The organism is Leifsonia sp. NPDC058248 (assembly GCF_042881905.1).
GTDB lineage: Bacteria > Actinomycetota > Actinomycetes > Actinomycetales > Microbacteriaceae > Leifsonia.
In genome coordinates, this window is the sequence record NZ_JBHVXB010000011.1 from 1 (window position 1) to 25115 (window position 25115).

Sequence of the window (25115 nt, forward strand, 5' to 3'; positions counted from 1 at the left end):
GATTCGACCCAGCAACTCCGGACTCGACGGCGGAGCGCGTGGCGCGCGCGCGCGGCGCGCGAGCGCGGCGCGAGAGCGCGTGGCGCGTCGCTAGAGGGTGAGCCCGACCAGGATCGGCTCCGGATGCAGCACCACGCCGAACTCCGCCTGCACGCGCGCCTGCACATACGAGGCCAGCTGCACAATCTCGGCGGCGGTCGCTCCCCCGCGGTTGGTGAGCGCCAGGGTGTGCTTGCTGGAGATCGCCGCCCGCGAGCCCGGCAGACCGAAACCGCGCCGGATGCCCGCCTGTTCGATCAACCACGCAGCGCTCAGCTTCACTTCGTACGGGCCGCTTGCGAGCTGCGGGATGTCCTGCGGGTAGACGCCGCCGTCCTGGATGCCCAGCACGACGTCCGGCTCCGGCGGAGTCACCGGCCAGCGGGGCGCAGCCGACGGCAGCGAGCGGGCGAAGTTCTCCGACACGATCGGGTTGGTGAAGAACGATCCGGCGCTCACCGAGTCCTGGTCGTCCGGGTCGAGCACCATGCCTTTGGAGGCGCGGAGCGCGAGCACCGAGCGCCGCAGCTCCGCCACCGACACCCGGGAGCCGAGCGCGACACCGAGCGTGTCGGCCAGCTGGGCGTAGGCGATGGGCGCACTGACGGGGGCGCCGAGGCCCGACGGGTCGTTGCCGTCGGCCAGCTCGAGGTCGACGGAGAGAACGACGCCGCGCATCCCGCGCTTGAGCACGGACGTGCGGTAGCCGAGCCCGAGGTCGTCGCGTGAGAGCATCCGGAGGTCGCCGGTCGCGTAGTCGAGGAACTCGACACCGCGCAGGCTGGTCTCGAGCTCCTGGCCGTAGGCGCCGATGTTCTGCACCGGGGCGGCGCCGGTCGAGCCCGGGATGCCCGAGAGCGCTTCGATGCCCGACCAGCCGTTGCGGACGGTGTGCGCCACGAGGGCGTCCCACGGCTCGCCGGCCTGCACGCGCAACCTGACCCGGCCCGCCGGAGCATCCAGTCGCTCGATGCCGCGCGTGATAACCCGGATGACCGTGCCGTCGAAGCCCTCATCGGCCGCGACCGTGTTCGATCCGCCGCCGAGCAGCAGCCACTCGCTGCCGTCAGCCCAGGTGTCGAGGGCGACCTGGACGAGCTCGTCCCGGGTCGACGGATCGACGAGGTGGGCGGGGACGCCGCCGACCCGCATCGTGGTGAGGGTCGACAGAGCCGGCGTCGCGTCGGCGCCGGCACCTGTCGTGCCGCCGCCTGTCATGCCGCCGCCTGTCGTGCCGCCACCTGTCATGCCGTCGCTTGTCATGCCGTCGCCGGGCTGGCCGTCGGTCATCAGGCGAGGGTGACGCGGACCTGCGCCTTGCCCAGTACGGTCGCGCCGTCGTACGTCACCGTGAGGTCGATGCGTGCGACGCGCGCTTCGGCGTCGAGCTGGCCGACCTTGGCGCTGACCTGCACGGCTGCGCCGTCGGCGGGGTCGACGACCACCGGGCGCGTGAACCGCACCTGGTAGTCGGCCACCCGCGACGGGTCGCCGGCCCAGTCGACGACCGGCTGGACGGCGAGGCCCATGGTGAGCATCCCGTGCGCGATGACACCGGGCAGCCCGACCGACGTGGCCACGTCGTCGCGGTAGTGGATGGGGTTGAAGTCTCCGGATGCTCCCGCATAGCGGACGAGCGTGTCCCGGCTGAGCTCGAACGTGCGCTCGGCGACCACGTCACCGACCGTCAGGGCGTCGAATTCGGGCATCACTCGTCTCCTCGCACGACCAGGGTGGATGTCGCCGTGACGACGTGCTCGCCGGCAGCGTCGACGATCACCGATTCGGCCGTGACCATCGAGTGGCCGCCCAGCGATTTGACGCTCGCGACGATGAGCGTGGCGGTGAGCTCGTCGCCGGCCACGACGGGGCGCGTGTAGGTGAACCGCTGGTCGCCGTGGACGACGCGGGTGAAGTCGATGCCCGCATCCGGTTCGGCGAGCAGTTGCGCGAGCGTCTGCTCCTGCACAACGACGGGGAAGGTCGGCGGGGCGACGAGGTCGGCGTGCCCGGCGGCGCGGGCGGCTTCGACGTCGAAGCTGATCGGGTTGGTGGCGAGTACGGCCCGCGCGAACTCGCGGACCTTCTCCCGGCCGACGAGGTAGGGGCTGGTCGGCGGGAACTGCCGCCCCTGGAGTTCTGGGTTCACTGGCACCCGACCATTCTACGGATGCCCTCCCGACCGCCTGCCCTGCGCGTTTGCGCTCCCCGGGCCGCCGTTTGCCACTTGGTGTCGTCAGCCCGGGCGTGTTGGCGACATCTTCTGGCAAACGACGGCGGGACGTTGCAGCCGGGCCCGGACGCGGAGAACCCCGGCCGGCCTGATGGCCGCCGGGGTTCTCGTGCTCGGTGCTAGTGCCTTACTGGCAGCTGTCGCACTGCAGCATGTCCATGGGGTCGACGGGAACCGAGTAGCCGCCAACACTGTCGCTTTCGTAGTCCATGATTGCCTCCCCTAGAAGTCTCTTTTTTCGCCGCTTCGTGCGGCGTGTACCCACTATATAACCCTAATGACACTCGTGTCATTCCACTACATGTAGTGTTTTCGAACTTTTTTCGACCTGTCCCCAGGATAGGTCACACCACCGACATTCCGAGCTTCGGCGACCATCGGGACCCGCGATGTCCACCCCCTGATATCTCGCGGAATCGCGGGGATCTGCGCGGTCATTACTCGGTCGACACCGATCCGGTGGACAGCGTCCTCGGGTTCGACGACGCGGGGCGAACGGTCGGCGCCCGACCGCCCATCGGCGTGTCGCGGACCGAGTACCCCTCCCGACGGTCGTGCACGGTCGCCGCGTGGCCCGTCCGCGGACGAGGAATCCGCAGGGCTGTTCGCCGTCTCGTGCGTCGCGGCGTACGTCGGGGTCGTCGGGACCGCCCTTCTCGGCGGACCCGACATCGTCGGACCGCTGCTGCCCGAGGCATTCGCCCCGCAGACGCACGCCTCGACGCATCGGCCCGACGCACCGACGATCTCGCCCTCCGGCCGGCCCTCGTCCGTCCCCGTCCCCGGCCTTGGGACGAGCGCCCGCCAGCATCCGCCGACAGCCGCGCCCGCCGTGCCGGCGCCGCCGAGCTCGTCGACCGACCCTGCTTCCGTCACGACAGCGCCCGGCTCACAGCCTCAAGCACCGACCAGCAGCCCGACGGCCGGGCACGGCCGGAGCGCGAAGGCGCCCGGCCGGACCAAGCCGCCAAAACCCTGACAGCTGAGAACGGCCCTGACAGCCGCGACGGACCGATCCGGACCGGGTCGTCGGTCGACGAGGCGCCCAGGCCTTCGCCACGGAACGATGCGCCGGTCCAGTCGACCGCCGTCGCGGTCATCGTGGGTGGCGGCTGCGAACGCGTCTTCGAGCGCAGCAGAACTCACGCGAGGACGCGCGGGTGAAGGAGGCGATCGAGCGCGCGCTGGGCACGCCGGGCGCTTCGGCGCCGAGCGCCGGCTGAGACGCCTCCGCGCTACTGGTCCAGCTCGGTGTCCGGCTGGAAGCGGTAGCCCATGCCCGGTTCCGTGAGGATGTAGCGGGGATGCGTGGGATCCGGCTCGAGCTTCTTGCGAAGTTGCGCGATGTAGAGCCGCAGATAGCCGGTGTCGCCGACATGCTGGGGGCCCCGGATGTCCGTCAGCATCGTGCGCTGCGTGATCAGCTTTCGCGGGTTGCGGAGCAGGAGTTCGAGGATCTGCCACTCGGTGGGTGTGAGCCTCACGGGAGTGTCCTCGCCATCCCTGTGGACGAGCGCGATCTTGTCGCCGAGGTCGACGGAGACGTCGCCGAACCGCACGACCGGCTGGTCGTCCGCCGTGCCGCCGCTCCTGCGCGTCAGGGCCCGGATGCGCGCCAGGAGCTCGTCCGCCGAGAACGGTTTGATGACGTAGTCGTCGGCTCCGGCGTCGAGCGCCCCGACCTTGTCGGCCGAGTCGGTGCGGCCGGAGACGACGAGGATCGGCACGGTGTTCCAGCCGCGGATCGCTTCGATCACCTGAACGCCGCTGAGCTGGGGCATCCCGAGGTCGAGGACGACGAGATCCGGATGCGCGTTCACGACCGCCGTGAGGGCCTCCTTCCCGTTGCGGGCGAGTGTGACGTCGTAGCCGTGCGCGCCGAGGATGATCCGGAGGGCTCCGAGCATCTGCGGGTCGTCGTCGGCGACAACGATCTTCATGTCAGGCGTCCATGGGCAGGGACAGGACCATCGTGAGGCCGCCGCCCGGGGTGTCCTCCGGGGTGAGTGTGCCTCCCATGCCCTCCACGAACCCCTTGGTGAGGGCGAGCCCGAGGCCGATACCGGCACTGTTGTCGGTGTCGCCCGTCCGCTGGAAGGGATGGAAGATCTCCTCCTTGCGCTCGTCGGGGACTCCGGGCCCCGAGTCCGAGACGCGGATCTCGATCTTCCCGCCGAACGCGCTCGCGCTGACCCGCGGCGGTTCGCCTTTCGGCGAGTAGCGCAGCGCGTTCGACAGCAGGTTCACGATCGCGCGTTGCAGGAGGATCGCGTCGGCCCTGACCTCCGGGAGGTCCGTCGGGACGTCGATGACGATGTCTCCCGGCTTGACGGCGAGTTCGTCGATGATCGGCGGCAGGATGTCGTCCAGGTCGACGGGCTCCAGCGAGACCGCCAGGACGCCGGCCTGCACGCGGCTGACGTCGAGCAGGTTCGTGAGGAGGCCGGCGAGCGACTGCAGGCTGAGGTCCGCGGTCTCGAGCAGTTCCGCCCGGTCGCGCGCCGAGAGCTTGCCGTCGGTCGAGCGGAGGCTCGTCACGGCCGCTGTCGCGGTGGCGAGCGGACGGCGGAGATCGTGCCCGACCGCTGCGAGAAGCGCGGTTCGCACCCGATCCGTCGCCTCAAGCGGACCGACCTCTTTCGCGGCCGTGCTCAGGTCGGCGTGCTCGACCGCCGCGTCGAGCTGGCTCACGATGACGGAGAGCAGCCGCCGGTCGGCGGCCTGCAGGTCGTTGCCGTAGAGCTCCAGCGTTCCCCGGGTTCCGACCGGCACCCGGGTGGGGACGTCGCCGTCGTCGATCTCGCCGTCGGTGGTCTGGACGTGGTCGTCGTCGGCGGTGAACCGGACGGCTTTGAGCCCGAACGCCTCGCGGGTGCGGGAGACCAGCGATTGCACGGCGTCGTCCCCGCGGATCACGCCGCCGGCGACCGTTGCCAGCAGTTCGGACTCCGCCGAGGCGCGCGCGGCGGAGCGCGTCCGTCTCGCCGCCTGATCCACGACGACGCTCACGAGCACCGCGATCACGACGTAGAGGCCGAGCGCGATGAGGTGGGTCGGCCTGCCGATCGTGAGCGTGTTGTACGGACTGACGAAGACGAAGTCGAGCGTCAGCCCCGACAGGATCGCGGCGAAGAGCGCCGGCCAGATCCCTCCGACGAGGGCGACGACGACGACGAGGAGCTGATAGGCGAGCGCTTCAGCGGTGAGCGAGTCGGGACTGCGCACCTGCAGGAGCAGCAGCGTGAGGAGCGGCCCGGCGATCAGCGCGAGCAGGAAGCCGTAGATCCTGCGTCGGACGCTGAGTGCCCCGGTCCGGCGGAATCGCGGCAGGGTGCGTCCGCCGGCCGCCGCGTGCGAGACGATGTGCACATCGATGTCGCCGGACTCGCGGACGACCGTCGCTCCGACACCGGAGCCGGTCAGGAGCGCCGTCAGCCGGCTGCGCCGCGAGACGCCGATGACCAGCTGCGTGGCATTGCTCGCCCGCGCGAAGGTGACCAGCGCCTCCGGCGTGTCGGTTCCCACGACCTGGTGGTAGGTGCCGCCGAGCTCTTCGACCAGCTTGCGCTGCGCGGCGAGCGCTGCCGGGTCCGTCTCGCGCAGGCCGTCCTGGCTCGTGACGTGCACGGCGAGGAGGTCCCCGCTGCCGGACCGCGCCGCGACGCGCGCACCGCGCCGGATGAGGGTCTCCCCCTCAGGACCGCCGGTCAGGGCGACGACGACACGCTCGCGGGCCTCCCACTTCTGGTCGATCCCGTGCTCGGCACGGTAACGCTGGAGCGAGCTGTCGACTTCGTCGGCGAGCCACAGGAGCGTCAGCTCCCGGAGCGCGGTGAGGTTTCCGAGGCGGAAGTAGTTGGAGAGTGCCGCGTCGATGCGCGTGGCCGGATACACCTGGCCCTCCGCCAGACGGTCGCGCAGGCTCTGGGGCGTGAGGTCGACGACCTCGATCTGGGTCGCGCTGCGCACGACGGAGTCGGGGACGGTCTCGCGCTGAGGAACACCGGTGATCTGTTCCACGACATCGTTGAGCGACTCGATGTGCTGGACGTTGACGGTCGAGATGACGTCGATGCCGGCGTCGAGAATTGTCTCGACATCCTGCCACCGCTTCTCGTGGGCGGAGCCGGGCGCGTTGGTGTGCGCGAGCTCATCGACCAGGGCGATGTCGGGATGGCGCTGGAGCACCGCATCGAGGTCCATCTCGGTGAGGGTGACGCCGCGGTGCTCGACGGTCTTCCGCGGGATGACTTCGAGCCCCTCGAGAAGTGCGGCCGTGGCCGCGCGGTCGTGGGTTTCCACGACCGCGACGGCCACGTCTTTGCCGGTGTCTCGCAGACGACGCCCCTCTTCGAGCATCATGTAGGTCTTGCCCACTCCGGGTGCTGCGCCGAGGAGCACCCGGAGGCGGCCGCGAGCTGTCATCGACGTCCGGCCTACTTGTTCCCGGCCGGGTCCATCGCGGCCAGCGCGATGTTGAGCTGGACGACGTTGACGGTCGGCTCTCCCAGGTAGCCGAGGTCGCGCGCCTGGGTGTGCGACTCGACCAGCTTCTTGACGTCGTCGGTGCTGATTCCGCGGGCCTGCGCCACGGCGTCGACCTGGAGGAGGGCGTAGGCGGGCGAGATGTGCGGGTCCAGCCCGGATCCGGATGCCGTCAGCGCGTCAGCGGGGATCTGGCTCGCGGCGACCCCGTCCGTCTTCTCGATGACCGACTTGCGGCCCTCGATCGCCTTCACCAGGTCGGGGTTGTTCGGTCCGAGGTTGCTGCCGCTGGACGCACCGCCGTCGTAGCCGTCGCCGGCCGCGGAGGGCCGCGACTGGAACCACTGCTGAAGCGGGTTGCCCTTCTTATCGGTGAAGGTCTGCCCGATCAGGCTGGAGCCGACGACCTTCCCCTGGTAGCTGACGGTCGACCCGTTGGACTGCGCCGGCATGACCAGCTGCCCGATCCCGGTGACGACGAGCGGGTAGACGACCCCGAGGACGACGGTGAAGATGATCAGCGCCCGGATGGCGACCCAGTACTGGCGCCCTGTTCCACGTAGTGAAGCATTCATGATGTCTTCCGTTCTGGCTTTCTAGAATCCGGGGATCAGGCTGACGATCAGGTCGATCAGCTTGATTCCGATGAAGGGGGCGATGATTCCACCGAGGCCGTAGATCAGCAGGTTGCTGCGCAACAGCAGGGATGCCGATGACGGACGGTAGCGCACACCACGGAGGGCGAGCGGGATCAGGACCACGATGATGAGCGCGTTGAAGATGATCGCCGACAGGATGGCCGACGACGGCGAGTGCAGCTGCATGATGTTGATCGCCTGGAGCCCCGGGAACACTCCCACGAACATCGCCGGGATGATCGCGAAGTATTTCGCGACGTCGTTGGCGATGGAGAACGTCGTGAGCGCGCCGCGAGTGATCAGCAACTGTTTGCCGATGGTCACGATGTCGATCAGCTTCGTCGGATCGGAGTCGAGGTCGACCATGTTGCCGGCCTCTTTCGCCGCCGACGTTCCCGTGTTCATCGCGACGCCGACATCCGCCTGCGCGAGGGCCGGGGCATCGTTCGTCCCGTCACCGGTCATGGCGACCAGGCTGCCGCCCTCCTGCTGTTTGCGGATCAGCTCCAGCTTGTCCTCGGGGGTGGCCTCGGCGAGGAAGTCGTCGACGCCGGCCTCGGTGGCGATCGCCTTCGCCGTGATCGGGTTGTCACCCGTGATCATGACGGTGCGGATGCCCATCCTGCGCATGTCCGCGAAGCGCGCCGCGAGGCCCGTCTTCACGATGTCCTTGAGGTAGATCACACCGAGGATCGTGGCTGCTCCGGTCGAGGATTTCGTCGCGACGGCCAGCGGGGTGCCGCCTGCCCTCGAGATCTCGTCCACCTTCTCGTCGAGGTCGCTGAGGGTCGACGAGGCGATGGGGCCCGACTCCTGCGCCCACTCGATGACCTTGGATGCGGCACCCTTGCGGACCTGACTGCCGTCGGCGAAGTCGACGCCGCTCATGCGGGTCTGGGCCGTGAACGGCACGACCTCGCCATCCAGTTCTCCGACTTGCGTGAAACCGAGCGTTCCGGCGAGGGTGACGACCGACGACCCTTCGGGTGTCGGGTCGCTCAGCGATGCCTGCGCTGCAGCCTTGACCACATCGGCCTTTTCGACTCCGGAGACCGGGGTGATCTCGGCAGCCTGCCGGTTGCCGTAGGTGATCGTTCCGGTCTTGTCGAGCAGCAGTGTGGTCACGTCGCCCGCCGCCTCGACCGCGCGGCCCGACATCGCGAGCACGTTGTGCTGCACGAGCCGGTCCATGCCGGCGATGCCGATCGCGGAGAGGAGCGCGCCGATCGTGGTGGGGATGAGGCAGACCAGCAGCGCGACGAGAACGGTCACGCCCGGAGCTGCGTTCGCGAACCCGGCCGTCGGCCCGAGAACCAGCACGACGACCACGAAGATGATCGTGAGTGCGGCCAGCAGGATGTTCAGCGCGATCTCGTTCGGCGTCTTCTGACGTGAAGCACCCTCGACCAGCTTGATCATCCGGTCGACGAACGTCTCGCCCGGCTTGCTCGTGATCCGTACGACGATTCGGTCGGAGAGGACCCGGGTGCCGCCGGTGACGGCGCTGCGGTCGCCTCCTGACTCTCGGACGACCGGCGCGGACTCTCCGGTGATCGCCGACTCGTCGACGGAGGCGATGCCCCAGATGATGTCGCCGTCGCCCGGAATCAGTTCGCCTGCCGTGACGATGACGACATCGCCGAGGCGAAGGTCTGCCGAGGGGACCTGGGCCGCCTGCGCCTTCGTCGCGCCGGCATCCGTCTTCTCGTCGTAGTCGGCGACCCGGTTGGCGACCGTGGTGGTGCGCGTCTTGCGCAGGCTGGCGGCCTGCGCCTTGCCGCGTCCTTCGGCGACCGACTCGGCGAGGGTCGCGAAGAGCACGGTCAGCCACAGCCAGATGGCGATCGCCCAGGTGAAGGCGAGGGTGACCGGCGATCCGCCCGACGTCTGCGGGCCGAGGAACGGCTGCGCGATCGCCAGGATCGTCGTGAGCGCAGCGCCGATCTCCACGATGAACATGACGGGGTTGTGCCACATGTCCTTCGGGTTGAGCTTGCGGAACGCTCCGGGTATGCCCGCGATCAGTTGCCGGGCGTTGAACGCGCCCTGAGGCGCCTTCTGGCCCGACGAGCGTCCCGCCGGTGAAGCAGTGTCAGTGAGTGTGGACATTTTGGTTAGTGAAGCCCTTCTGCCAGGGGACCCAGCGCGAGAACGGGGAAGTAGGTGAGTGCTGCGACGATGACGACCACGCCGACGACGAAGGTGACGAACAACGGGCGATGCGTCGGCAGCGTGCCGGCGGTGGCCGGAACCTTCTCCTGCCGAGCGAGGGAACCAGCCAGTGCGATCACGAACACGATCGGCACGAACCGGCCGAGGAACATCGCGGTGCCGAGAGCTGCGTTCAGCCAGGGCGTGTTCGCGGTCAGTCCCGCGAACGCCGAGCCGTTGTTGTTGGCCGCCGACGTGAACGCGTAGAGGACCTCCGAGAAGCCGTGCGGACCGGGGTTCCAGATCGACACCTTCTCGATGTTGTCCTTGATGGCCGGGATGGCGAAGCTGAGCCCGGTTCCGAGCAGCACGAGGGTCGGCGTGGTGAGGATGTAGAGGCTCGCGAGCTTGATCTCGCGCGACCCGATCTTCTTGCCGAGGTACTCAGGTGTGCGTCCGACCATAAGGCCGGCGAGGAACACTGAGATGATCGCGATCACCAGGATGCCGTAGAGACCCGCGCCGATGCCGCCGGGAGCGACCTCACCGGTCATCATGTTCAGCATCGTCATCATTCCGCCGAGCGGAGTGAAGCTGTCGTGCATCGAGTTGACCGCGCCTGTCGAGGTCAGCGTGCTCGTCGTGCCGAACAGCGTGGATCCGAGGATCCCGAACCGCTGCTCCTTGCCTTCGAGCGCGGCGCCTGCCGCCTGGGTGGCCGTTCCGCCGCCCTGCAGTTCGAACAGGGTGAGGGCGACGAGCGACACGACGAAGATCGTGGCCATCGCGCCGAGGATCGCATAGCCCTGACGGTTGTCGCCGACCATCTTGCCGAAGGTGCGCGGCAGCGAGAACGGGATCAGGAGCATCAGGAAGATCTCGACCATGTTCGTCCAGGCCGTCGGGTTCTCGAACGGATGCGCCGAGTTGACGTTGAAGAAGCCGCCGCCGTTGTTGCCGAGCAGCTTGATGGCCTCCTGCGAGGCGACAGGGCCGCCAGGGATCGTGACCGATCCGCCCGTCAGCGAGGTGACCTGCTCGAACCCGTTGAAGTTCTGAACGGCGCCGCCGATGATCAGGATGATCGCGAAGACGACGGACAGCGGCAGCAGGATGCGGAGGGTCGCGCGGGTGACGTCGACCCACAGGTTGCCGACGACGCCCGTGCGGTGGGCGGCGAAACCACGCACCAGCGCGATCGCGACGGCGATGCCGACGGCGGCCGAGAGGAAGTTCTGCACCGCGAGACCGGCGATCTGGACCGTGTAGCCCATCGTGAGTTCCGGCGAGTACGACTGCCAGTTGGTGTTCGTCACGAACGAGATCGCCGTGTTGAACGACAGACCTTCCGGCACGGCGGGAAGTCCGAGGGAGTACGGGAGCACTTCCTGGATGCGCTGCAACAGGTACACAAGCAGCACGCCGATGATCGAGAACGACAGCACGCTGCGCAGGTAGACGGGCCAGCTCTGGTCGACCGCGGAGTCGACGCCGATGAGCCGGTAGAACCCGCGCTCGACCTTCAGGTCCTTCTTCGACGTGAAGGTGGCGGCCATGTAGTCGCCCAGCGGCCTGTAGCAGAGGGCGAGGAGGAGAATGAGCGTGGCGAACATCGCCACGAAGAGCCAGAAAGTCATAGCTAGAATCTCTCCGGCTTCAGCAGGGCATACACGAGATACGCGATCGATGCGACAGCGAGGGCCGCCGCCAGCAGGTTGAAGAAGATCACAGCTTCTCCACCCCTCGTCCGATCAGGGCGACGATCGCGCCGAGCGCGAGGATGCCCACAACACAAATGATGTCCAACAACGGAACTTCTCCATCCGCGGTTTCACGCTCGCCGGCTGACGTGCGCTCGAACCTGGCGCTCTGCCAGGATCACGGACCTATGTAACTAGTCGTCTGAGGGCCCGAACGGCGTCCTAACGGAATCCATACGTCCTCGCGTCGAGTCCTAACGCTTTCCCTCCGCACGGTCCCGTTCGGTCGCCCCGCGGCGCTGCGCGCGAGCATCCGGGGCCGCTGCGGCGGCGTTATCCACAGGGGCCGGATGCTCCGACGCGGTGAGTCGTCGCAAAGTGTCGTTATGGGGCCGGAATCGAGGCCCATAACGACACTTTGGAACGACTCGCGGTGCGCGGGCGGGGGGCGAGCGAGAGGGCGGCTCAGGCGGCGACGATCAGGACCTCGCCGCCGGCCTTCTCGCAGAGCGCGAGCGTCGCCGGGTCCGCGCCCTCGGTCGCGATCACCATCGCCACGTCCGAGAGGTGGCCGATGCGGAGGGACCCGCTGCCCGGGAACTTGGCGGTGGTCGCCGTCAGCACCACGCGATCCGCCGACTGGAGGAGCCGCATCTTGATGGACGCCTCCTGCGACAGGTCGACCACGATGGACCCGTCGGGCCGCACGCCGGTGCTGCTGATGAAGGCGATGTTCGCGCGCACCATGCCGAGGGTCTCCTCGGTGAGGGGTCCGACCAGAGTGCGCGGCTTGCGCCCGACCATGCCGCCGAGGAGCACGAGTGACACCGACTCGTCGTCGCGCAGGGCATCCAGGACCGCGAGGCTGTTGGTGATCACCGTGATGTCGCGCCCGCGCAGATGCCGCGCGATCCGCATCGTGGTGATGCCGATGTCGAGGAGCACCACGTCTCCGTCGGCGACCAGCTCGGCCGCGCGGACCGCGATCGCCTCCTTCTCCCGCGTGTCGTCGTCGACGTCGGGGAGGACGTCCATCTCTTCGTTCATCGAGGGCGCGAGCGCGCCGCCGTGGACGCGGCGCAGCGAGCCGGACAGCTCCAGCCGTTCGAGGTCGCGACGGATCGTCGCGCCGCTGACGTCGAGCAGCCGGCTCAGCTCGACCACGGTCACGCTGCCGACGGCGCGGAGGCGTTCGAGGATCGCTGCCTCGCGTTGGTGCGTCATCATGCGGTGATCATATCTGCAAATACGATCACAGCGACGTTCGATTCTGGTGCGCGTTTGTGCGCACATGAATGATAAGTGAACGGAATCCATCCGCTGATCGAAAACATTCGCGCATGTATCGCCACAAATGCGCAGCGTTGTTAGCGTGATCTCGCTCGGCTCTCCCCGCCGAGAATCCCTCCCCCACGTCAACAGGAGACCATCCGTGAAACTATCTCGCATGCTCACGTCCGTCGCGGTCGTGGCTGCAGCCGGCCTGACTCTGGCCGGCTGCGCGCAGAGCAGTTCGGCCGCCGACGCCACCGGGTCCGACAAGAAGCTCACCGTGTTCATCAGCGCGGACACGAACATCCAGGACCTCTGGCAGAAGACCCTCATCCCCGCCTTCGAGAAGGCCAACCCGGGCTACGACGTGTCCGTCGACTTCGACCTGCACGGGCTGCACGACCAGCAGACGGTCGCGAAGCTGACCGCCGCCACCGTGCAGCACAAGGACCCGGGCTACGACCTGGTCGACGCCGGGTTCGTCGCGCAGCTCGCTGCGAGCGGTCTGCTCACGAAGGCCACCCCCACGGACATCCCCGGCCTCAAGGACGTCCCGTCGGACGTGCGCGCGGCCGGCGGCGTCGGCGGCATCCCGTATCGCGGGTCGAGCGTCGTGCTCGCCTACGACACCAAGACCGTCGCGACGCCGCCCAAGACCCTCGACGACCTCCTCGCCTGGATCAAGGCCAACCCGGGCAAGTTCACCTACAACTCGCCCGACTCCGGCGGCAGCGGCGGGGCGTTCGTCACCACCGTCCTCGACAAGTCGGTCTCGGCGTCCGACCGCACCAAGATGGTCACCGGTTACGCGCCGGAGACCGAGACCGCGTGGGACACCGGCTTCGCCACGCTCGCCGGACTCAACCCGTACGTGTACCAGAAGGGCGTCTACCCCAACGGCAACAACCAGGTGCTCGACCTGCTGAGCAGCGGGCAGATCTCGATGGCGCCGGTGTGGAGCGACCAGTTCGTCACCGGCAAGAAGACCGGCCAGATCCCGGCGAACATCGCCTACACCCAGATCTCCGACCCGTCGTTCACCGGTGGCGCCAGCTACCTGGGGATCCCGTCGGCCTCGCCGCGCCAGAAGGCCGCCGAGACGCTGGCCTCGTGGCTTCTGACCCCGGATGCTCAGGCGCTCGTCTCCGACAGCATCTCCGGTTACCCCGTCATCGCCCTCGCCAAGCTGCCGGCCCCGGTGCAGGCCCTCTTCAAGGACGCCGACATCGCGCACCTCCGGCCCGGATACTTCGCGACGATGTCGGCCGACATGAACAAGGCGTGGGCCCAGAAGGTTCCCGGCAAGTAATGTCCTCCGCCTCAGCCCGCCGCCGGCCAGGCGGTGAGAGCCGCGGCGCGCGCACCGCGTCGCGGCTCTCCCTCCCCGGCTTCTTCCTCGCCCTCCCCCCGGTGCTCGTCATCGCCCTCTTCATCGGGGTGCCGGTGGTGCTGGCCCTCGGTTTCAGCTTCGGCTTCACCGGCGGCCTCAACTCGGTCGTCGCGGCCGTCGGGCAGAACGTCCACCGGGCGACCGGCCTCGTCCCGACGTTCGGCGCCTACGGCGACGTGTTCGCCACCGACGTGTTCTGGCTCGACCTCGGCGTGACCCTCGTCGTCACCGTCGTCAGCACCGTGCTCGTGCTCGTGCTCGCCGGTGGGATCGGCCTCTACCTGCGGCTGACCGGCGGCTGGCTGGCACGCGTGCTCTCCGCCGTGGCGATCGTCCCGCTCTTCATCCCGGTGGTGATCGCGTCCTGGGCCATCCTCACGTTCTATTCGGGCGACGGCTTCGTCCGCAGCCTGCTCGCGCAGTTCGGCATCGAGGGTCCGACTTGGGCGTACACGACCACTGCCGTCATCATCGGCTCGGCTTGGACCTCGCTCCCGTTCGCCGTGCTGATGATCACCTCCGGACTGCAGTCCGTCCCGGACGCCCTGATCGAGGCGGCACGGGATGCGGGCGCCGGCACCGCGCGCATCGTCCGCACCATCCTGCTGCCGCTGTGCGCCGTGCCCGTGGTCATCGCGGCCACCTTCACGGCGATCGGCGTCATCGGGTCGTACACCGTGCCGTACTTCACCGGCCCCAACTCCCCGACCATGCTCGGAGTCGTCCTGACCAGCTACTTCACCTCGTACAACCAGCCGCAGCAGTCGATCGTGATGGCGTTCGTCGTGTTCGCCGCCGCGTCCGGCATCGGCGCTCTCTATGTGTGGGCCAACTTCCGCAGCGCCCGCAGGGAAGGACGGGTCTGATGAGTGCATCCCCCGCCATCGCCCCCGACCTCGTCGGAGAAGCGCACACCGCGCAGACCGCGACCACCTCCGGCGAGCGCCGCCGCGCCCGCAGCGCGATCACCGTCGCATCCGTCGCACGCCGGGTCGGCGTTACCGCGTTCGCGGTCCTGCTGCTCGTCTTCATCCTCGGTCCGCTGGTCTGGCTCGGCGTGCACGCGTTCGCCGGCTCCTGGACCTACCCGCATCTCGGACCGGACTCCTGGACCCTGCGCTGGTGGCAGACCGTCTTCTCCGACGAGTCGCTCGGCACGGCCATCCGGAACTCGCTGGTCATCTCGCCGATCGTCGTCGTCTGCTCCGCCCTGATCTGCCTGCCCGCCGCCTACGCCTTCGCGCGCTTCGACTTCGTCGGCCGCCGCACCTTCCTGATCGGCCTGTTCGCGACCAACGCCTTCCCGCGGATGGGCCTGTTCGCCACGCTGGCCTCCCTCTACTACGCGCTCGACCTGATGAACACGGTGACCGGCATCGTGATCGTGCAGCTGCTCGGCACGGTCGTCTTCATGACGTGGATCCCCGCTGCCGCGTTCGCCGCCGTGCCGCGCTCGCTCGAGGAGGCCGCCCGGGATGCGGGCGCGTCGCGCATCCGGGTCTTCTTCACCGTGACGGTCCGGCTGGCGCTGCCGGGCATCCTGGTCGGCGCCGTCATGGCGTTCCTGGCCTCGTTCGACGAGGCGCAGGGCACCTACCTGGTCGGCGCCCCCGACATCCTCACCATGCCGACCGAGATGTACACGCTGGTGCTCAACTACCCCAAGCAGGTGGCCGCCGTCTTCTCCATCCTGCTTTCCATCCCCTCGGTGGTGCTGCTCCTGGCCGTGCGCAAGCACGTCATGGGCGGGCAGCTCGCCGAAGGCTTCCAGATCAAGTGAAGGAACCCTCGTGAACACCCCCCACCCTCCCCGTCCCGGCGGGCTGCAGCTGCGCTCCCTGCACAAGGAGCTCGGCGGCCGCACGATCATCGATGAGCTCGACCTGACCGTCGAGCCGGGAGAGCTCGTCTCCCTGCTCGGCCCGTCCGGCTGCGGCAAGACGACAACGCTCCGGATGATCGCCGGATTCCTGCAGCCCGACAGCGGCAGCATCCGGATGGCCGGCGACGACGTCACCCACCTCGGCCCCGACAGGCGCCCGAGTGCGATGGTGTTCCAGAACTATGCGCTCTGGCCGCACATGACCGTCTTCAGGAACGTCGCCTTCCCGCTGCGCATCCGCCGCCGGCCGAAGGCGGAGATCGCCGAACGGGTCGACCGGATGCTCGGACTCGTCAACCTGCTGCACCACCGTGAATCGCGCCCGGCCCGCATCTCCGGCGGAGAGCAGCAGCGTACGGCCCTGGCCCGCGCCCTCGTGCAGGAGCCGTCGGTGCTGCTGCTCGACGAGCCGCTCAGCAACCTGGACGCGAAGCTCCGCGTGAAAGTGCGGGAGGACATCCGCGAGCTCCAGCAGCGCCTCGGCATCACCACCATCATCGTCACGCACGACCAGGAGGAGGCTCTCTCGATCTCCGACCGCGTCGCCGTGATGAACGCCGGGCGGATCGAGCAGTTCTCGACCCCGACGGAGTTGTACGCCCGGCCGGCGACCGAGTTCGTCGCCACGTTCATCGGCTCGCTGAACCGCTTCGACGGCTCGTTCGACGGCACGCGCGTCGTGCCGGGAACGGACGTGGTCGGCGTACGGCCCGAGGACGTCGTCTTCGCGCGCGGCCCGTTCGATCGCGCGATCAGCGCCACGGTCGAGCGTTCCGTTCCGCACGGGCACTTCACCGAAGTGCACCTCCGGCGCGCGGACGTCGTGCTTCGGGCGTTCGTCTCCGGTGAGGCTCCCGAGGTCGGGACCGCCGGCTACGCCGCGATCGCCAAGGCGCTCGTCTTCCGTGACGGCCGCCTGGTGGACGAGCCGGTGGGGGTGGCGGCATGACCACGCTGACCTCTGCGCACCGTGGGGACTCGAGCGAGTTCCGGGAGAACACCCTCCCCGCGATCCGGTCCGCGATCGAGAAGGGTGCGGACTTCGTCGAAATCGATGTGAGGCTCACGGCCGACGGCGACGTGGTGGCCCTCCACGACCCGACCCTCCGGCGCCTGTGGGGCATCGACGCGAGCATCGACACGGTGCCGACCGCCGACCTCCTCGCGATCGGCGACGCCGACCACCGGCCGCCGCTGCTGTCGGAGGTGGTGCCGCTGTTCGCCGCTGCCTCCAGCGTTCTCCTCATCGACATGGACGATGTGGCCTTCGCGGCGCCGGCTCTCGACGTCGCCCGCCGGTTCGACGTCCCCGTCGCGTGGTGCGGGCACATCGCCGCGATGCGGTTGCTGCGCGCGCTGGACCCTTCGGCCCAGGTCTGGCTGCCGTGGAGCGCGTTGCGCCCGCCGACGCCGGCCGAGCTCGCCGACCTCCGGCCGTCCACCGTCAACGCGCCGTTCGCGGCCGTGACGAGCCGGCTCGCCGATGCCGTCCACGAAGCGGGCTACACGGTCACCGCCTGGACGATCGACGACCCTGAACTGATGGAACGCGCCGTGCAGATCGGGGTGGACGCGATCACCACCAACCGGCTGTCCCTGCTGCAGGGCGTCCTCCGGACGGAGGCCGCGCGATGACCTCCGCCCCGAAGGTCCCGGAGCACGTCGACCCTGACCATGCCGACCGAGAATATGCCACCGCTCTCGAACTGGCCCGGTGGGCGGTCGCCACGACCGCGCAGCTCTCGCTGGGCGACATCGGCCGCAAGAGCAACCCCGCCGATCTGGTCACCGATGCCGACACCGCGATCGAACGGCACGTGCGCGCCGTCATCGGCGAGCGGTTCCCCGATCACGCCTTCGTCGGCGAGGAGTACGGCGGCTCCGCAGTGCCGGGTGTCCCCACCTGGTACCTCGACCCGGTCGACGGGACGACCAACCTCGCCAACGGGATGCCCTGGAGCTCGTTCTCCCTCGCGCTCGCGGTCGACGACCGTCCCCTCCTCGGTGTCGTCGCCGACCCGTGGCGCCGCGAGATCTTCGATGCGCGGGCGGGCGGCGGCACGCGGCTCGACGGGCGCGAACTGCGGGTCCGCGCCGACGCCGCTCTCGAAGGCGGGATCGTCAGCACCGAGCTGAACGGGCATCGTCCGTGGCCGGGGATGCTCGACTTCTGCGACGGCCTCAGCCGGCGCTACTGCACCGTGCGCGTCATGGGCTCCGGCACGATGACCCTCGCCGGGGTCGCCGCCGGTCGCGGCGCGGGAGCCGTCGTCGGCGGGTTCGGCGCCGAGGACCATCTCGCCGCCGCGCTGATCGCCCACGAGGCGGGCGCCGTCGTGCTCGATGAGAGCGGCATCCGGACACTGTTCCCGGACAGCGGCGGGATGCTCATCGCGGCGCCCGCCGTCGCCGACGAGCTCTTCGCGCTGTGGTCGGCGTCGCTGTCGGGGTCGGCGTCGGCGCCGGCGCCGGCGCACGTCAGTTCTCCACAGGGGCCGGGAACGCTGGCACCGTGAGTCGTGGCAAAGTGTCGTTTAGCGGCCGGAATCGGGGCCGATAACGACACTTTGCCACAACTGAGTGCGTCGACGTCGGCGGCCTCCGCGCTCAGTCCGCGCGCTGCAGGAACTCCCTGACCCGCTCGCGCACCGGCTCCCGGTCGTAGCTGTTGACCAGGGCGCCGGCCATCCGCACCGGGTCGCCGAAGAAGAAGTACTCGTAGAGCGCCTGGCGGCTGGAGAACCCGCTGATCGACGCGTCGTACGCGAGCTTGAACAGGCGCACGCGCTCGGGTCCGGTGAGCGACTTGCCCTGGAGGTACAGCTCGATGTCGGGCAGCGCGTCGCTCGCGAGGTCCGCTTCGCCCGGGAGCGCCATGAGCCCGCTGGCGCAGAAGGTGCGGATGATCTGCGGGAAACGCTGCGCCGTCTTCGGGTACCAGTTGCGTGCCGCGTTCAGCGTCGACCACTTGGGCTGCATCATCCCCCACTCGTTGAGGGCGGCGTCGGCCTCGGATGCCCGCATCAGAGCCTTGCCGATCTCGACGTCGACCACCAGTTCGGCCAGCTGCTCCTGGATGTGGTTGAAGCCGTCGATCCCGATCGTCGCCGCGATCTCGCTGGCCAGGCCGAGGAAGAACTCGCTCTTCGCGATCGTGCGCGTGACGACCTGGTGGGTCATCAGCGCCGCGGCTCCGGTCTCGGCGTAGAAGTTGTTGCAGAGCTCCGGATGCCCGAGCAGGAAGATGCGCTCGTTGGGCACGAAGACGTCGTCGAAGACGACGACCGCGTCCATCTCTTCGAAGCGGGAGGCGAGCGGCTCGTCGAAGGTGCTTCCGCCGTTGTACAGCGAGGTGCGGCACAGGTAGCGGAGCCCCGGCGCGTCGTTCTGGATGGCGAAGGCGTACGAGTACGGCGCGTCCTCCGGCGTGCCGCGGAGCACCGTCGAGGGGAACACGAGGAGTTCGTCGGCGATCGGCGCGATGGTCGCGAGCATCCGGGCGCCTCGGATGACGATGCCGTCCTCGCGCTCCTCCACGATGCGCGCCGCGAGCTGGCCGCCGAGCTGTTCGCTGCCGGAGACCGAGCGGTTCACCTGCGGCGGGATCAGCGTGTGCGTGGCGAGCAGGTCGTTCTCGCGGGCGTACTCGTAGTAGTTCCGGATGTTCTCGCCGTACTTCGGGTCGGCCTGCGAGAACCACTTCTCGGCGGCGGCGAGCGCGGTCAGCGCACTGTTCATGTAGTCGCCGGTGCGGCCGAGGAAGCCGTTGGTGTATTCGGCCCAGGTCTGGATGGCCGCGCGACGGTGCTCGAGGTCCTCGATGCTCTGCGGGATGATGAATGAGGCGCTGACCCGGTCGCCGGTGGTCGGCGAGATGTAGGTGAGCGCATCCTGGTGGGCGGGGTCGTGCTGCATGTCGAAGAGCTTCGCGTAGGTGTGCGCGACGCCGCGGAACGCGGGATGCTCGGTGACGTTCTCGCTGACCACCTCGCCGTCGATCGTGAGGTGCGGGCGCATCGCGTTGAGCTTGTCGAGGTACTGCTGGCCGGTGCGGATTCCCATGCGGGCTGACTCCTTCGTCGGTGAGGGGTGGGAGGGGTGGTGGACGGCTAAAGGAGGTCTTCGACGCCGAGGAGGTATTCGGGGATGGCGGTGAACCGTCCGTTGACGAAGCCGAGGGCGTCGCCGGTGCGGTAGTCGAAGCTCTCGACCTTGCCGAGGTAGAGGGTGTGGTCGCCGCCGTCGTAGGCCGCCCACGGCGTGCATTCGAAGTAGGACAGCACGCCGGACAGGCGCGGCGCGGTTTTCCCTTCCACCCAGACGGGCGCGTCGTTCGGGCGCCCGGCGAAGTGCGAGGCGAGGCGTTCCTGCTCCGCGCCGAGGACGTTGACGGTGAAGGGACGGTCGGCCAGCTCGTCGTGCGCCTTCGTCGTGCGGGCGATGCTGACGAGCACGAGCGGCGGCTCCATCGAGACGGACGTGAACGAGTTCACCGTGATGCCGTGGCGCGTGCTCCGGCCGCCGTCGGCCGGCGCGCTGTCGAACGTCACGATGGCGACGCCGGTGGCGAAGCGACCGAGGCTGCCGCGGAAGAAGTGCTGGGGCGGGCGGTAGAGCTTGGATTCGGGGCCGAAGCCGCCGCGCTGGGGTGCGGTCGCGATCATCGGAAGACCTCCATTCGGCGACACTGCCGATTGTTCTATATTAGAACTACACGTTCTGAATCAGAACACTAGTCCGATATCGGGGGTCCCACAAGATGCGACAGAATGGCAGCATGGCGACCGCACCCGGCTCCGGCCCCACCACCCCGGGCGTCGCGCCGAACGGCTCCCCGCACTCGCAGACGCTCTCGCGGGGCATCCGGGTGCTCGAGATCCTCGCGGAGTCGGACGAGCCGATGAGCATCGCAGCCCTGTCGGCCGCACTCGGCGTGCACCGGTCGATCGCGTACCGCATCCTGCGGACCCTCGAGGACCACGGGCTGGTCGTGCGCGACGGCGGCGGATCGGTTCAGCTCGGACCGCGGATGGCCGCCCTGGCCCGCTCGGTGTCGCGCGATCTGCAGTCCGCCGCGCTCCCCGCACTGACGGCGGCGGCGAACGACCTCAGCATGACGGCGTTCCTGGCCGTGCTCGACCGGCACGAGGTCGTCACGCTGGTCAGCGTGGAGCCGGCACTCGCTCACGCGTCGGTGGCGCAGCGGCCGGGCACCCGTCATCCGCTGGCCTCCGGCGCCCCCGGGATCGCGATCCAGTCGGCGCTGACCGAGGCCCAGTGGCAGCAGCTTCCCGGCGAGCATCCGCGGGTCGAAGCGGCGCAGGCGCAGGAGCGCGGCTTCGCGACCAGTCATGACGAGGTCATCCGGGGGCTGGCCTCGGTGGCGGTGCCGCTGACGCTTCCCGGCCAGCCGCCCGCCGCGATCGCCGTCGTCTACGTGGCCGGCGACACCGACGTCGTCGTGCTCGCCGCCCGGCTGAGTGAGGCCGTGCGCGCAGTGACCCGCAGTCTCGCCTGAGCCCGGCATCCGGCGAACCGGACCTCGCCACGATGTACGGAATGATATACGATCTCACTCATTCGACAGCCGCCTACGACGAAGAAGGTGCCACCGTTGCTCGACGAACCGATCATCCGGTCCATCGCGGATGAGCTGGCCGATGCCGAACGGGACCGCACGACCGTCCCCCTGCTCACCACCCGCCACCCCGGCATGACCATCGAAGACGCCTACGCGGTGCAGAACGTCTGGAAAGAGCGCGGTCTCGCCGACGGGCGCAAGCCCGCAGGCCACAAGATCGGCCTGACGTCGAGGGCGATGCAGCAGGCGACCGGCATCACCGAGCCCGACTACGGGTTCATCTTCGACGACATGATCTTCGAGACGGGGTCGGTCATCCCGTTCGACGCCTACTCGAACGTGCGCATCGAGGTCGAGCTGGCCTTCGTGCTCGCCCGGCCGCTCAACGGGCCGGACTGCTCGCTGTTCGACGTGCTCGACGCGACCGCGTACGTCGTGCCGGCGCTCGAGATCCTCAGCTCCCGGATCGAGCTGAGCGGCCGCACCGTCGTCGACACCATCTCGGACAACGCCGCGATGGGGGGCATGGTCGTCGGACGGACCCCGGTGCAGCCTGATGCGGTCGACCTGCGCTGGGTGTCCGCCCTCCTCTACCGCAACGAGACGATCGAGGAGTCCGGCGTCGCGGCCGCCGTGCTGAACCATCCGGCGGCGGGCGTCGCCTGGCTCGCGAACAAGCTCGCGCATCACGGGACGGGCCTCGAAGCCGGTGAGATCATCCTCGCCGGCTCGTTCACCCGTCCCGTCTGGATCGAGCGCGGAGACACCGTGCACGCCGACTACGGACCCCTGGGAGCGATCACATGCCGATTCGTCTAGAACCGACCCCCACCTTCGCGGATGCTCTGCGGAGCGCCGCCCGCCCGCTGACCGGGATGTGGGTGTGCTCGGGGAGCGCGCTCATCGCCGAGATCTGCGCCGGGAGCGGCGTGGACTGCCTTCTGATCGACGGAGAGCACAGTGCGAACGGGCTCGAGTCGATCCTCGCCCAACTGCAGGCCGTGGCCGCCTACCCGGTCACTCCCCTGGTGCGCGCGCCCATCGGCGACACCGTGATCGTCAAGCAGCTGCTCGATATCGGGGCGCAGAACCTCCTCATCCCCATGGTCAACGACGCCGATCAGGCCCGCGCCATGGCGGCCGCCGTGCGGTACCCGCCGGCCGGCGTGCGCGGAGTCGGCAGCGCCCTCGCGCGCTCGACCCGCTGGAACCGCATCGACGACTACCTCGAGCGGGCGGACGGCCTCGTGTCGCTGACCGTGCAGATCGAGTCGGCCGAGGCGGTCGCGGCGGTGGACGAGATCCTCGCCGTCGACGGGGTGGACGCGGTCTTCGTCGGACCGGCCGACCTCGCCGCGTCGATGGGCGTGCGCGGGCACCAGGACCATCCGGATGTCGTCGCCGCGGTCGGGCGCACCATCGCGGCCGCGGCCCGCGCCGGCAAGCCCGCCGGGGTGAACGCCTTCGACCCGGCGATGGCCCAGCACTACCTGGACGCCGGCGCGAGCTTCGTGTTCGTCGGCGCCGACGTCGCCCTGCTGGCGCGCGCCTCCGAAGCCCTGGCGGAGAGGTTCGCCGGCGAGCGCGGGGGCGACCGGCCATGAGCGGGCTCGGCGTTCCCGGCAAGATCGTCGCCGTGCACCTGAACTACCGCTCGCGGGCGGCGCAACGCGGCCGCACCCCGGAGAGTCCCTCGTACTTCTTCAAGCCGGCCTCCTCGCTCGGCGTCTCGGGCGGCAGCATCGAGCGGCCCGCGGGCACCGAGCTGCTCGCCTTCGAGGGCGAGATCGCCCTCGTCATCGGCCGCACGACCCGGCGGGTCGGGCCCGAGGAGGGCTGGGCGGCCGTCTCCGGCGTCACCGCCTCCAACGACTTCGGGCTCTACGATCTGCGCGCCGCCGACCGGGGCTCGAACGTCCGCTCCAAAGGCGGCGACGGGTTCACCCCGGTCGGCCCCGCGGTCATCCCGGCGTCCGCGATCGATCCGGCTGCGCTGCGCGTGCGCACCTGGGTCAACGGCGAACTGGTGCAGGAGGGGACGACAGACGACCTGCTGTTCCCGTTCGGCCGGCTGGTCGCCGACCTCTCGCAGCTGATGACGCTCGAGCCCGGCGACCTCATCCTGACCGGCACCCCGGCCGGATCCTCGGTCACGGTCCCGGGCGACACGGTCGAGGTCGAGGTCGACGCGCCCACCGCGCCGGGCGCCCCCAGCTCGGGCCGGCTCGTCACGCACGTCACCGCCGGCACTGTCCCGTTCGGCGACTTCGGCGCCAAGCCGAGCGTCGACGATCTGCAGCGCGCGGAAGCGTACGGCGTGCCTCCCGAGCACCGGGATGCGTTCGAGCTCACGGACGACCTGCGCGCCAAGCTCGCCTCCGTCTCGACGGCGACCCTCAGCTCCCAGCTGCGCAAGCGCGGACTCGACAACGTCTCGATCGACGGACTCCAGTCGACCCGGCCCGGCGCCTCGCTGGTCGGCCGCGCAACGACGCTGCGCTACCTCCCGCACCGCGAAGACCTCTTCGCGAGTCACGGCGGCGGCTACAACGCGCAGAAGCGGGCGTTCGACGCACTCGGCCCGGGCGACGTGCTCGTGATCGAGGCCCGCGGCGAGCGCGGCAGCGGAACGGTCGGCGACGTCCTCGCCCTGCGGGCGCAGGTGGCGGGCGCGGCCGGAATCGTCACCGACGGCGGCGTGCGCGACCTCGCCGTCGTCTCCGCCCTCGACATCCCGACCTACCATGCGGGGGGCCACCCGGCCGTGCTCGGCCGGCGCCACGTCCCGTGGGACACCGGCATCACTGTGGCGTGCGGCGGCGCAGCGGTGCAGCCCGGCGACGTGATCGTCGGGGACGCCGACGGGCTGCTGGTCATCCCGCCCGCCCTCGTCGAGTCGGTGGTGACCGATGCGATCGAGCAGGAGCGCGAAGAGGAGTTCATCGCCGAGCGTGTCGCCGAGGGCGAGCGGATCGAGGGCCTGTTCCCGATGAACGCGCAATGGAAGGAACGGTACCGGGCGTGGCTGACACAGCGCTAGGGACCGCGAAGGCGGCGACGCCCAGCAAGTCCCAGCTCGCCTACGACTGGATCCGCGAGCGCATCGACGACGGACGCTACGTCTCGGGGTTCCGGCTGGTGCTCGGCCAGATCGCCGGAGAGCTCGAGGTGAGCGTCGTCCCGGTGCGGGAGGCCATCCGCCGGCTCGAGGCGGAGGGGCTCGTGACGTTCGAGAAGAACGTCGGCGCGCAGGTCGCGCTGCTCCACGACACCGAGTACACCTACACGATGCAGACCCTCGCCCTCGTCGAGGGAGCCGCGACCCAGCTGTCCGCTCCCCTGCTGACCAGCGACCACCTCCGGCGGGCACGCGCGATCAATCGCGAGCTGATCGCGTGCCTCGACGACTTCATCCCGAACCGTTTCACCCAGCTCAACCGGGAGTTCCACGCCGCCCTGTTCGAGGAGTGCCCCAACCCGCACATCCTCGACCTCGTCCACCGCGGCTGGAACCGGCTGAAGGTGCTCCGCGACTCCACCTTCAGCTTCGTGCCCGGCCGGGCCCGCGAGTCCGTCGACGAGCACGAACAGCTCCTCCGACTCATCGAAGACCGCGCCGACCCGCTCGAGATCGAGCTCGCCGCGCGCCGGCACCGCCTCGCCACCCTCGACGCGTTCCTCGCCTACCAGAGCGAGCACAAGCATCCGCAGCCCTGACCCCGCACCACCCACCGCCGAAGGAGG

23 protein-coding genes are annotated in these 25115 nt (G+C 69.4%); 11 read left to right on the forward strand and 12 right to left on the reverse strand.

The window, feature by feature from the left end; translation table 11 throughout:
* Positions 1–90: 90 nt before the first annotated feature.
* The 10 genes from ACFVV5_RS16515 to ACFVV5_RS16560 all read right to left on the reverse strand — a co-directional run bounded on the left by ACFVV5_RS16515 (position 91) and on the right by ACFVV5_RS16560 (position 12473).
* Positions 91–1257 carry a UDP-N-acetylmuramate dehydrogenase gene (locus ACFVV5_RS16515; protein WP_387246495.1) on the reverse strand — a complete coding sequence of 389 codons (1167 nt, stop codon included), beginning with the start codon at positions 1255–1257 and terminating at the stop codon, positions 91–93.
* 71 nt (positions 1258–1328) lie between these two features.
* A complete protein-coding gene (locus ACFVV5_RS16520) occupies positions 1329–1748 on the reverse strand; it encodes a MaoC family dehydratase (protein WP_387246267.1) in 420 nt (139 codons plus the stop codon).
* Positions 1748–2194, reverse strand: coding sequence for a MaoC family dehydratase N-terminal domain-containing protein (locus ACFVV5_RS16525; protein WP_387246269.1), 447 nt, complete (start codon positions 2192–2194; stop codon positions 1748–1750). Before ACFVV5_RS16525 ends, ACFVV5_RS16520 begins: the two co-directional genes overlap by 1 nt.
* Before the next feature lie 1313 nt (positions 2195–3507).
* The gene (locus tag ACFVV5_RS16530; protein ID WP_387246271.1) at positions 3508–4212 is read right to left on the reverse strand and encodes a response regulator; all 705 of its coding nucleotides are present in this window, start codon (positions 4210–4212) and stop codon (positions 3508–3510) included.
* Between the two features lies 1 nt (position 4213).
* A complete protein-coding gene (locus ACFVV5_RS16535) occupies positions 4214–6697 on the reverse strand; it encodes an ATP-binding protein (protein WP_387246273.1) in 2484 nt (827 codons plus the stop codon).
* 11 nt (positions 6698–6708) lie between these two features.
* Positions 6709–7332, reverse strand: a complete 624-nt coding sequence (kdpC, locus tag ACFVV5_RS16540; RefSeq protein ID WP_387246275.1) for a K(+)-transporting ATPase subunit C — start codon at positions 7330–7332, stop codon at positions 6709–6711.
* A gap of 21 nt (positions 7333–7353) precedes the next feature.
* The gene (gene kdpB / locus ACFVV5_RS16545) at positions 7354–9504 is read right to left on the reverse strand and encodes a potassium-transporting ATPase subunit KdpB (protein WP_387246277.1); all 2151 of its coding nucleotides are present in this window, start codon (positions 9502–9504) and stop codon (positions 7354–7356) included.
* A gap of 5 nt (positions 9505–9509) precedes the next feature.
* Positions 9510–11183, reverse strand: coding sequence for a potassium-transporting ATPase subunit KdpA (gene kdpA, locus ACFVV5_RS16550; RefSeq protein WP_387246279.1), 1674 nt, complete (start codon positions 11181–11183; stop codon positions 9510–9512).
* 2 nt (positions 11184–11185) lie between these two features.
* Positions 11186–11275, reverse strand: a complete 90-nt coding sequence (gene kdpF, locus ACFVV5_RS16555; RefSeq protein ID WP_064110145.1) for a K(+)-transporting ATPase subunit F — start codon at positions 11273–11275, stop codon at positions 11186–11188.
* A 436-nt stretch (positions 11276–11711) separates the two neighbouring features.
* On the reverse strand, positions 11712–12473 hold the full coding sequence (locus ACFVV5_RS16560) for a DeoR/GlpR family DNA-binding transcription regulator (protein WP_387246281.1): 762 nt from the start codon (positions 12471–12473) through the stop codon (positions 11712–11714).
* 220 nt (positions 12474–12693) lie between these two features.
* Between ACFVV5_RS16560 and ACFVV5_RS16565 the strand changes: the two genes are divergently transcribed.
* The 6 genes from ACFVV5_RS16565 to ACFVV5_RS16590 are packed head-to-tail and all read left to right on the forward strand — an operon-like array spanning position 12694 to position 18306.
* Positions 12694–13827 carry an extracellular solute-binding protein gene (locus ACFVV5_RS16565; protein WP_387246283.1) on the forward strand — a complete coding sequence of 378 codons (1134 nt, stop codon included), beginning with the start codon at positions 12694–12696 and terminating at the stop codon, positions 13825–13827.
* A complete protein-coding gene (locus tag ACFVV5_RS16570; RefSeq protein ID WP_387246285.1) occupies positions 13827–14774 on the forward strand; it encodes an ABC transporter permease in 948 nt (315 codons plus the stop codon). Before ACFVV5_RS16565 ends, ACFVV5_RS16570 begins: the two co-directional genes overlap by 1 nt.
* The gene (locus ACFVV5_RS16575) at positions 14774–15688 is read left to right on the forward strand and encodes an ABC transporter permease (RefSeq protein WP_387246287.1); all 915 of its coding nucleotides are present in this window, start codon (positions 14774–14776) and stop codon (positions 15686–15688) included. Before ACFVV5_RS16570 ends, ACFVV5_RS16575 begins: the two co-directional genes overlap by 1 nt.
* A 10-nt stretch (positions 15689–15698) precedes the next feature.
* Positions 15699–16739, forward strand: a complete 1041-nt coding sequence (locus ACFVV5_RS16580; RefSeq protein WP_387246289.1) for an ABC transporter ATP-binding protein — start codon at positions 15699–15701, stop codon at positions 16737–16739.
* Complete coding sequence (locus tag ACFVV5_RS16585) at positions 16736–17425, forward strand: glycerophosphodiester phosphodiesterase (protein WP_387246291.1); 690 nt, start codon at positions 16736–16738, stop codon at positions 17423–17425. Before ACFVV5_RS16580 ends, ACFVV5_RS16585 begins: the two co-directional genes overlap by 4 nt.
* The gene (locus tag ACFVV5_RS16590; RefSeq protein ID WP_387246293.1) at positions 17422–18306 is read left to right on the forward strand and encodes an inositol monophosphatase family protein; all 885 of its coding nucleotides are present in this window, start codon (positions 17422–17424) and stop codon (positions 18304–18306) included. The genes ACFVV5_RS16585 and ACFVV5_RS16590 overlap by 4 nt, the downstream gene beginning before the upstream one ends.
* Before the next feature lie 91 nt (positions 18307–18397).
* On the opposite strand, the gene hpaB is transcribed toward ACFVV5_RS16590, so the two are convergent.
* Entirely contained in the window at positions 18398–19852 is a 1455-nt protein-coding gene (gene hpaB / locus ACFVV5_RS16595; protein WP_387246295.1) for a 4-hydroxyphenylacetate 3-monooxygenase, oxygenase component, read from the reverse strand.
* Between the two features lie 47 nt (positions 19853–19899).
* A complete protein-coding gene (locus ACFVV5_RS16600) occupies positions 19900–20454 on the reverse strand; it encodes a flavin reductase family protein (RefSeq protein ID WP_387246297.1) in 555 nt (184 codons plus the stop codon).
* Between the two features lie 113 nt (positions 20455–20567).
* On the opposite strand from ACFVV5_RS16600, the gene ACFVV5_RS16605 reads away from it, so the two are divergent.
* The 5 genes from ACFVV5_RS16605 (at position 20568) to ACFVV5_RS16625 (ending at position 25088) form a co-directional block, all read left to right on the forward strand.
* The gene (locus ACFVV5_RS16605) at positions 20568–21308 is read left to right on the forward strand and encodes an IclR family transcriptional regulator (protein WP_387246299.1); all 741 of its coding nucleotides are present in this window, start codon (positions 20568–20570) and stop codon (positions 21306–21308) included.
* A 96-nt stretch (positions 21309–21404) separates the two neighbouring features.
* Positions 21405–22190, forward strand: a complete 786-nt coding sequence (gene hpaH / locus ACFVV5_RS16610; RefSeq protein WP_387246301.1) for a 2-oxo-hept-4-ene-1,7-dioate hydratase — start codon at positions 21405–21407, stop codon at positions 22188–22190.
* On the forward strand, positions 22175–22975 hold the full coding sequence (locus ACFVV5_RS16615; protein ID WP_387246303.1) for an aldolase/citrate lyase family protein: 801 nt from the start codon (positions 22175–22177) through the stop codon (positions 22973–22975). The genes hpaH and ACFVV5_RS16615 overlap by 16 nt, the downstream gene beginning before the upstream one ends.
* Positions 22972–24411 (forward strand): fumarylacetoacetate hydrolase family protein, encoded by a 1440-nt coding sequence (locus ACFVV5_RS16620; RefSeq protein WP_387246305.1) that lies wholly within the window; start codon positions 22972–22974, stop codon positions 24409–24411. The genes ACFVV5_RS16615 and ACFVV5_RS16620 overlap by 4 nt, the downstream gene beginning before the upstream one ends.
* Positions 24393–25088, forward strand: coding sequence for a GntR family transcriptional regulator (locus tag ACFVV5_RS16625; protein ID WP_387246307.1), 696 nt, complete (start codon positions 24393–24395; stop codon positions 25086–25088). Before ACFVV5_RS16620 ends, ACFVV5_RS16625 begins: the two co-directional genes overlap by 19 nt.
* The last annotated feature ends 27 nt before the right edge of the window (positions 25089–25115 follow it).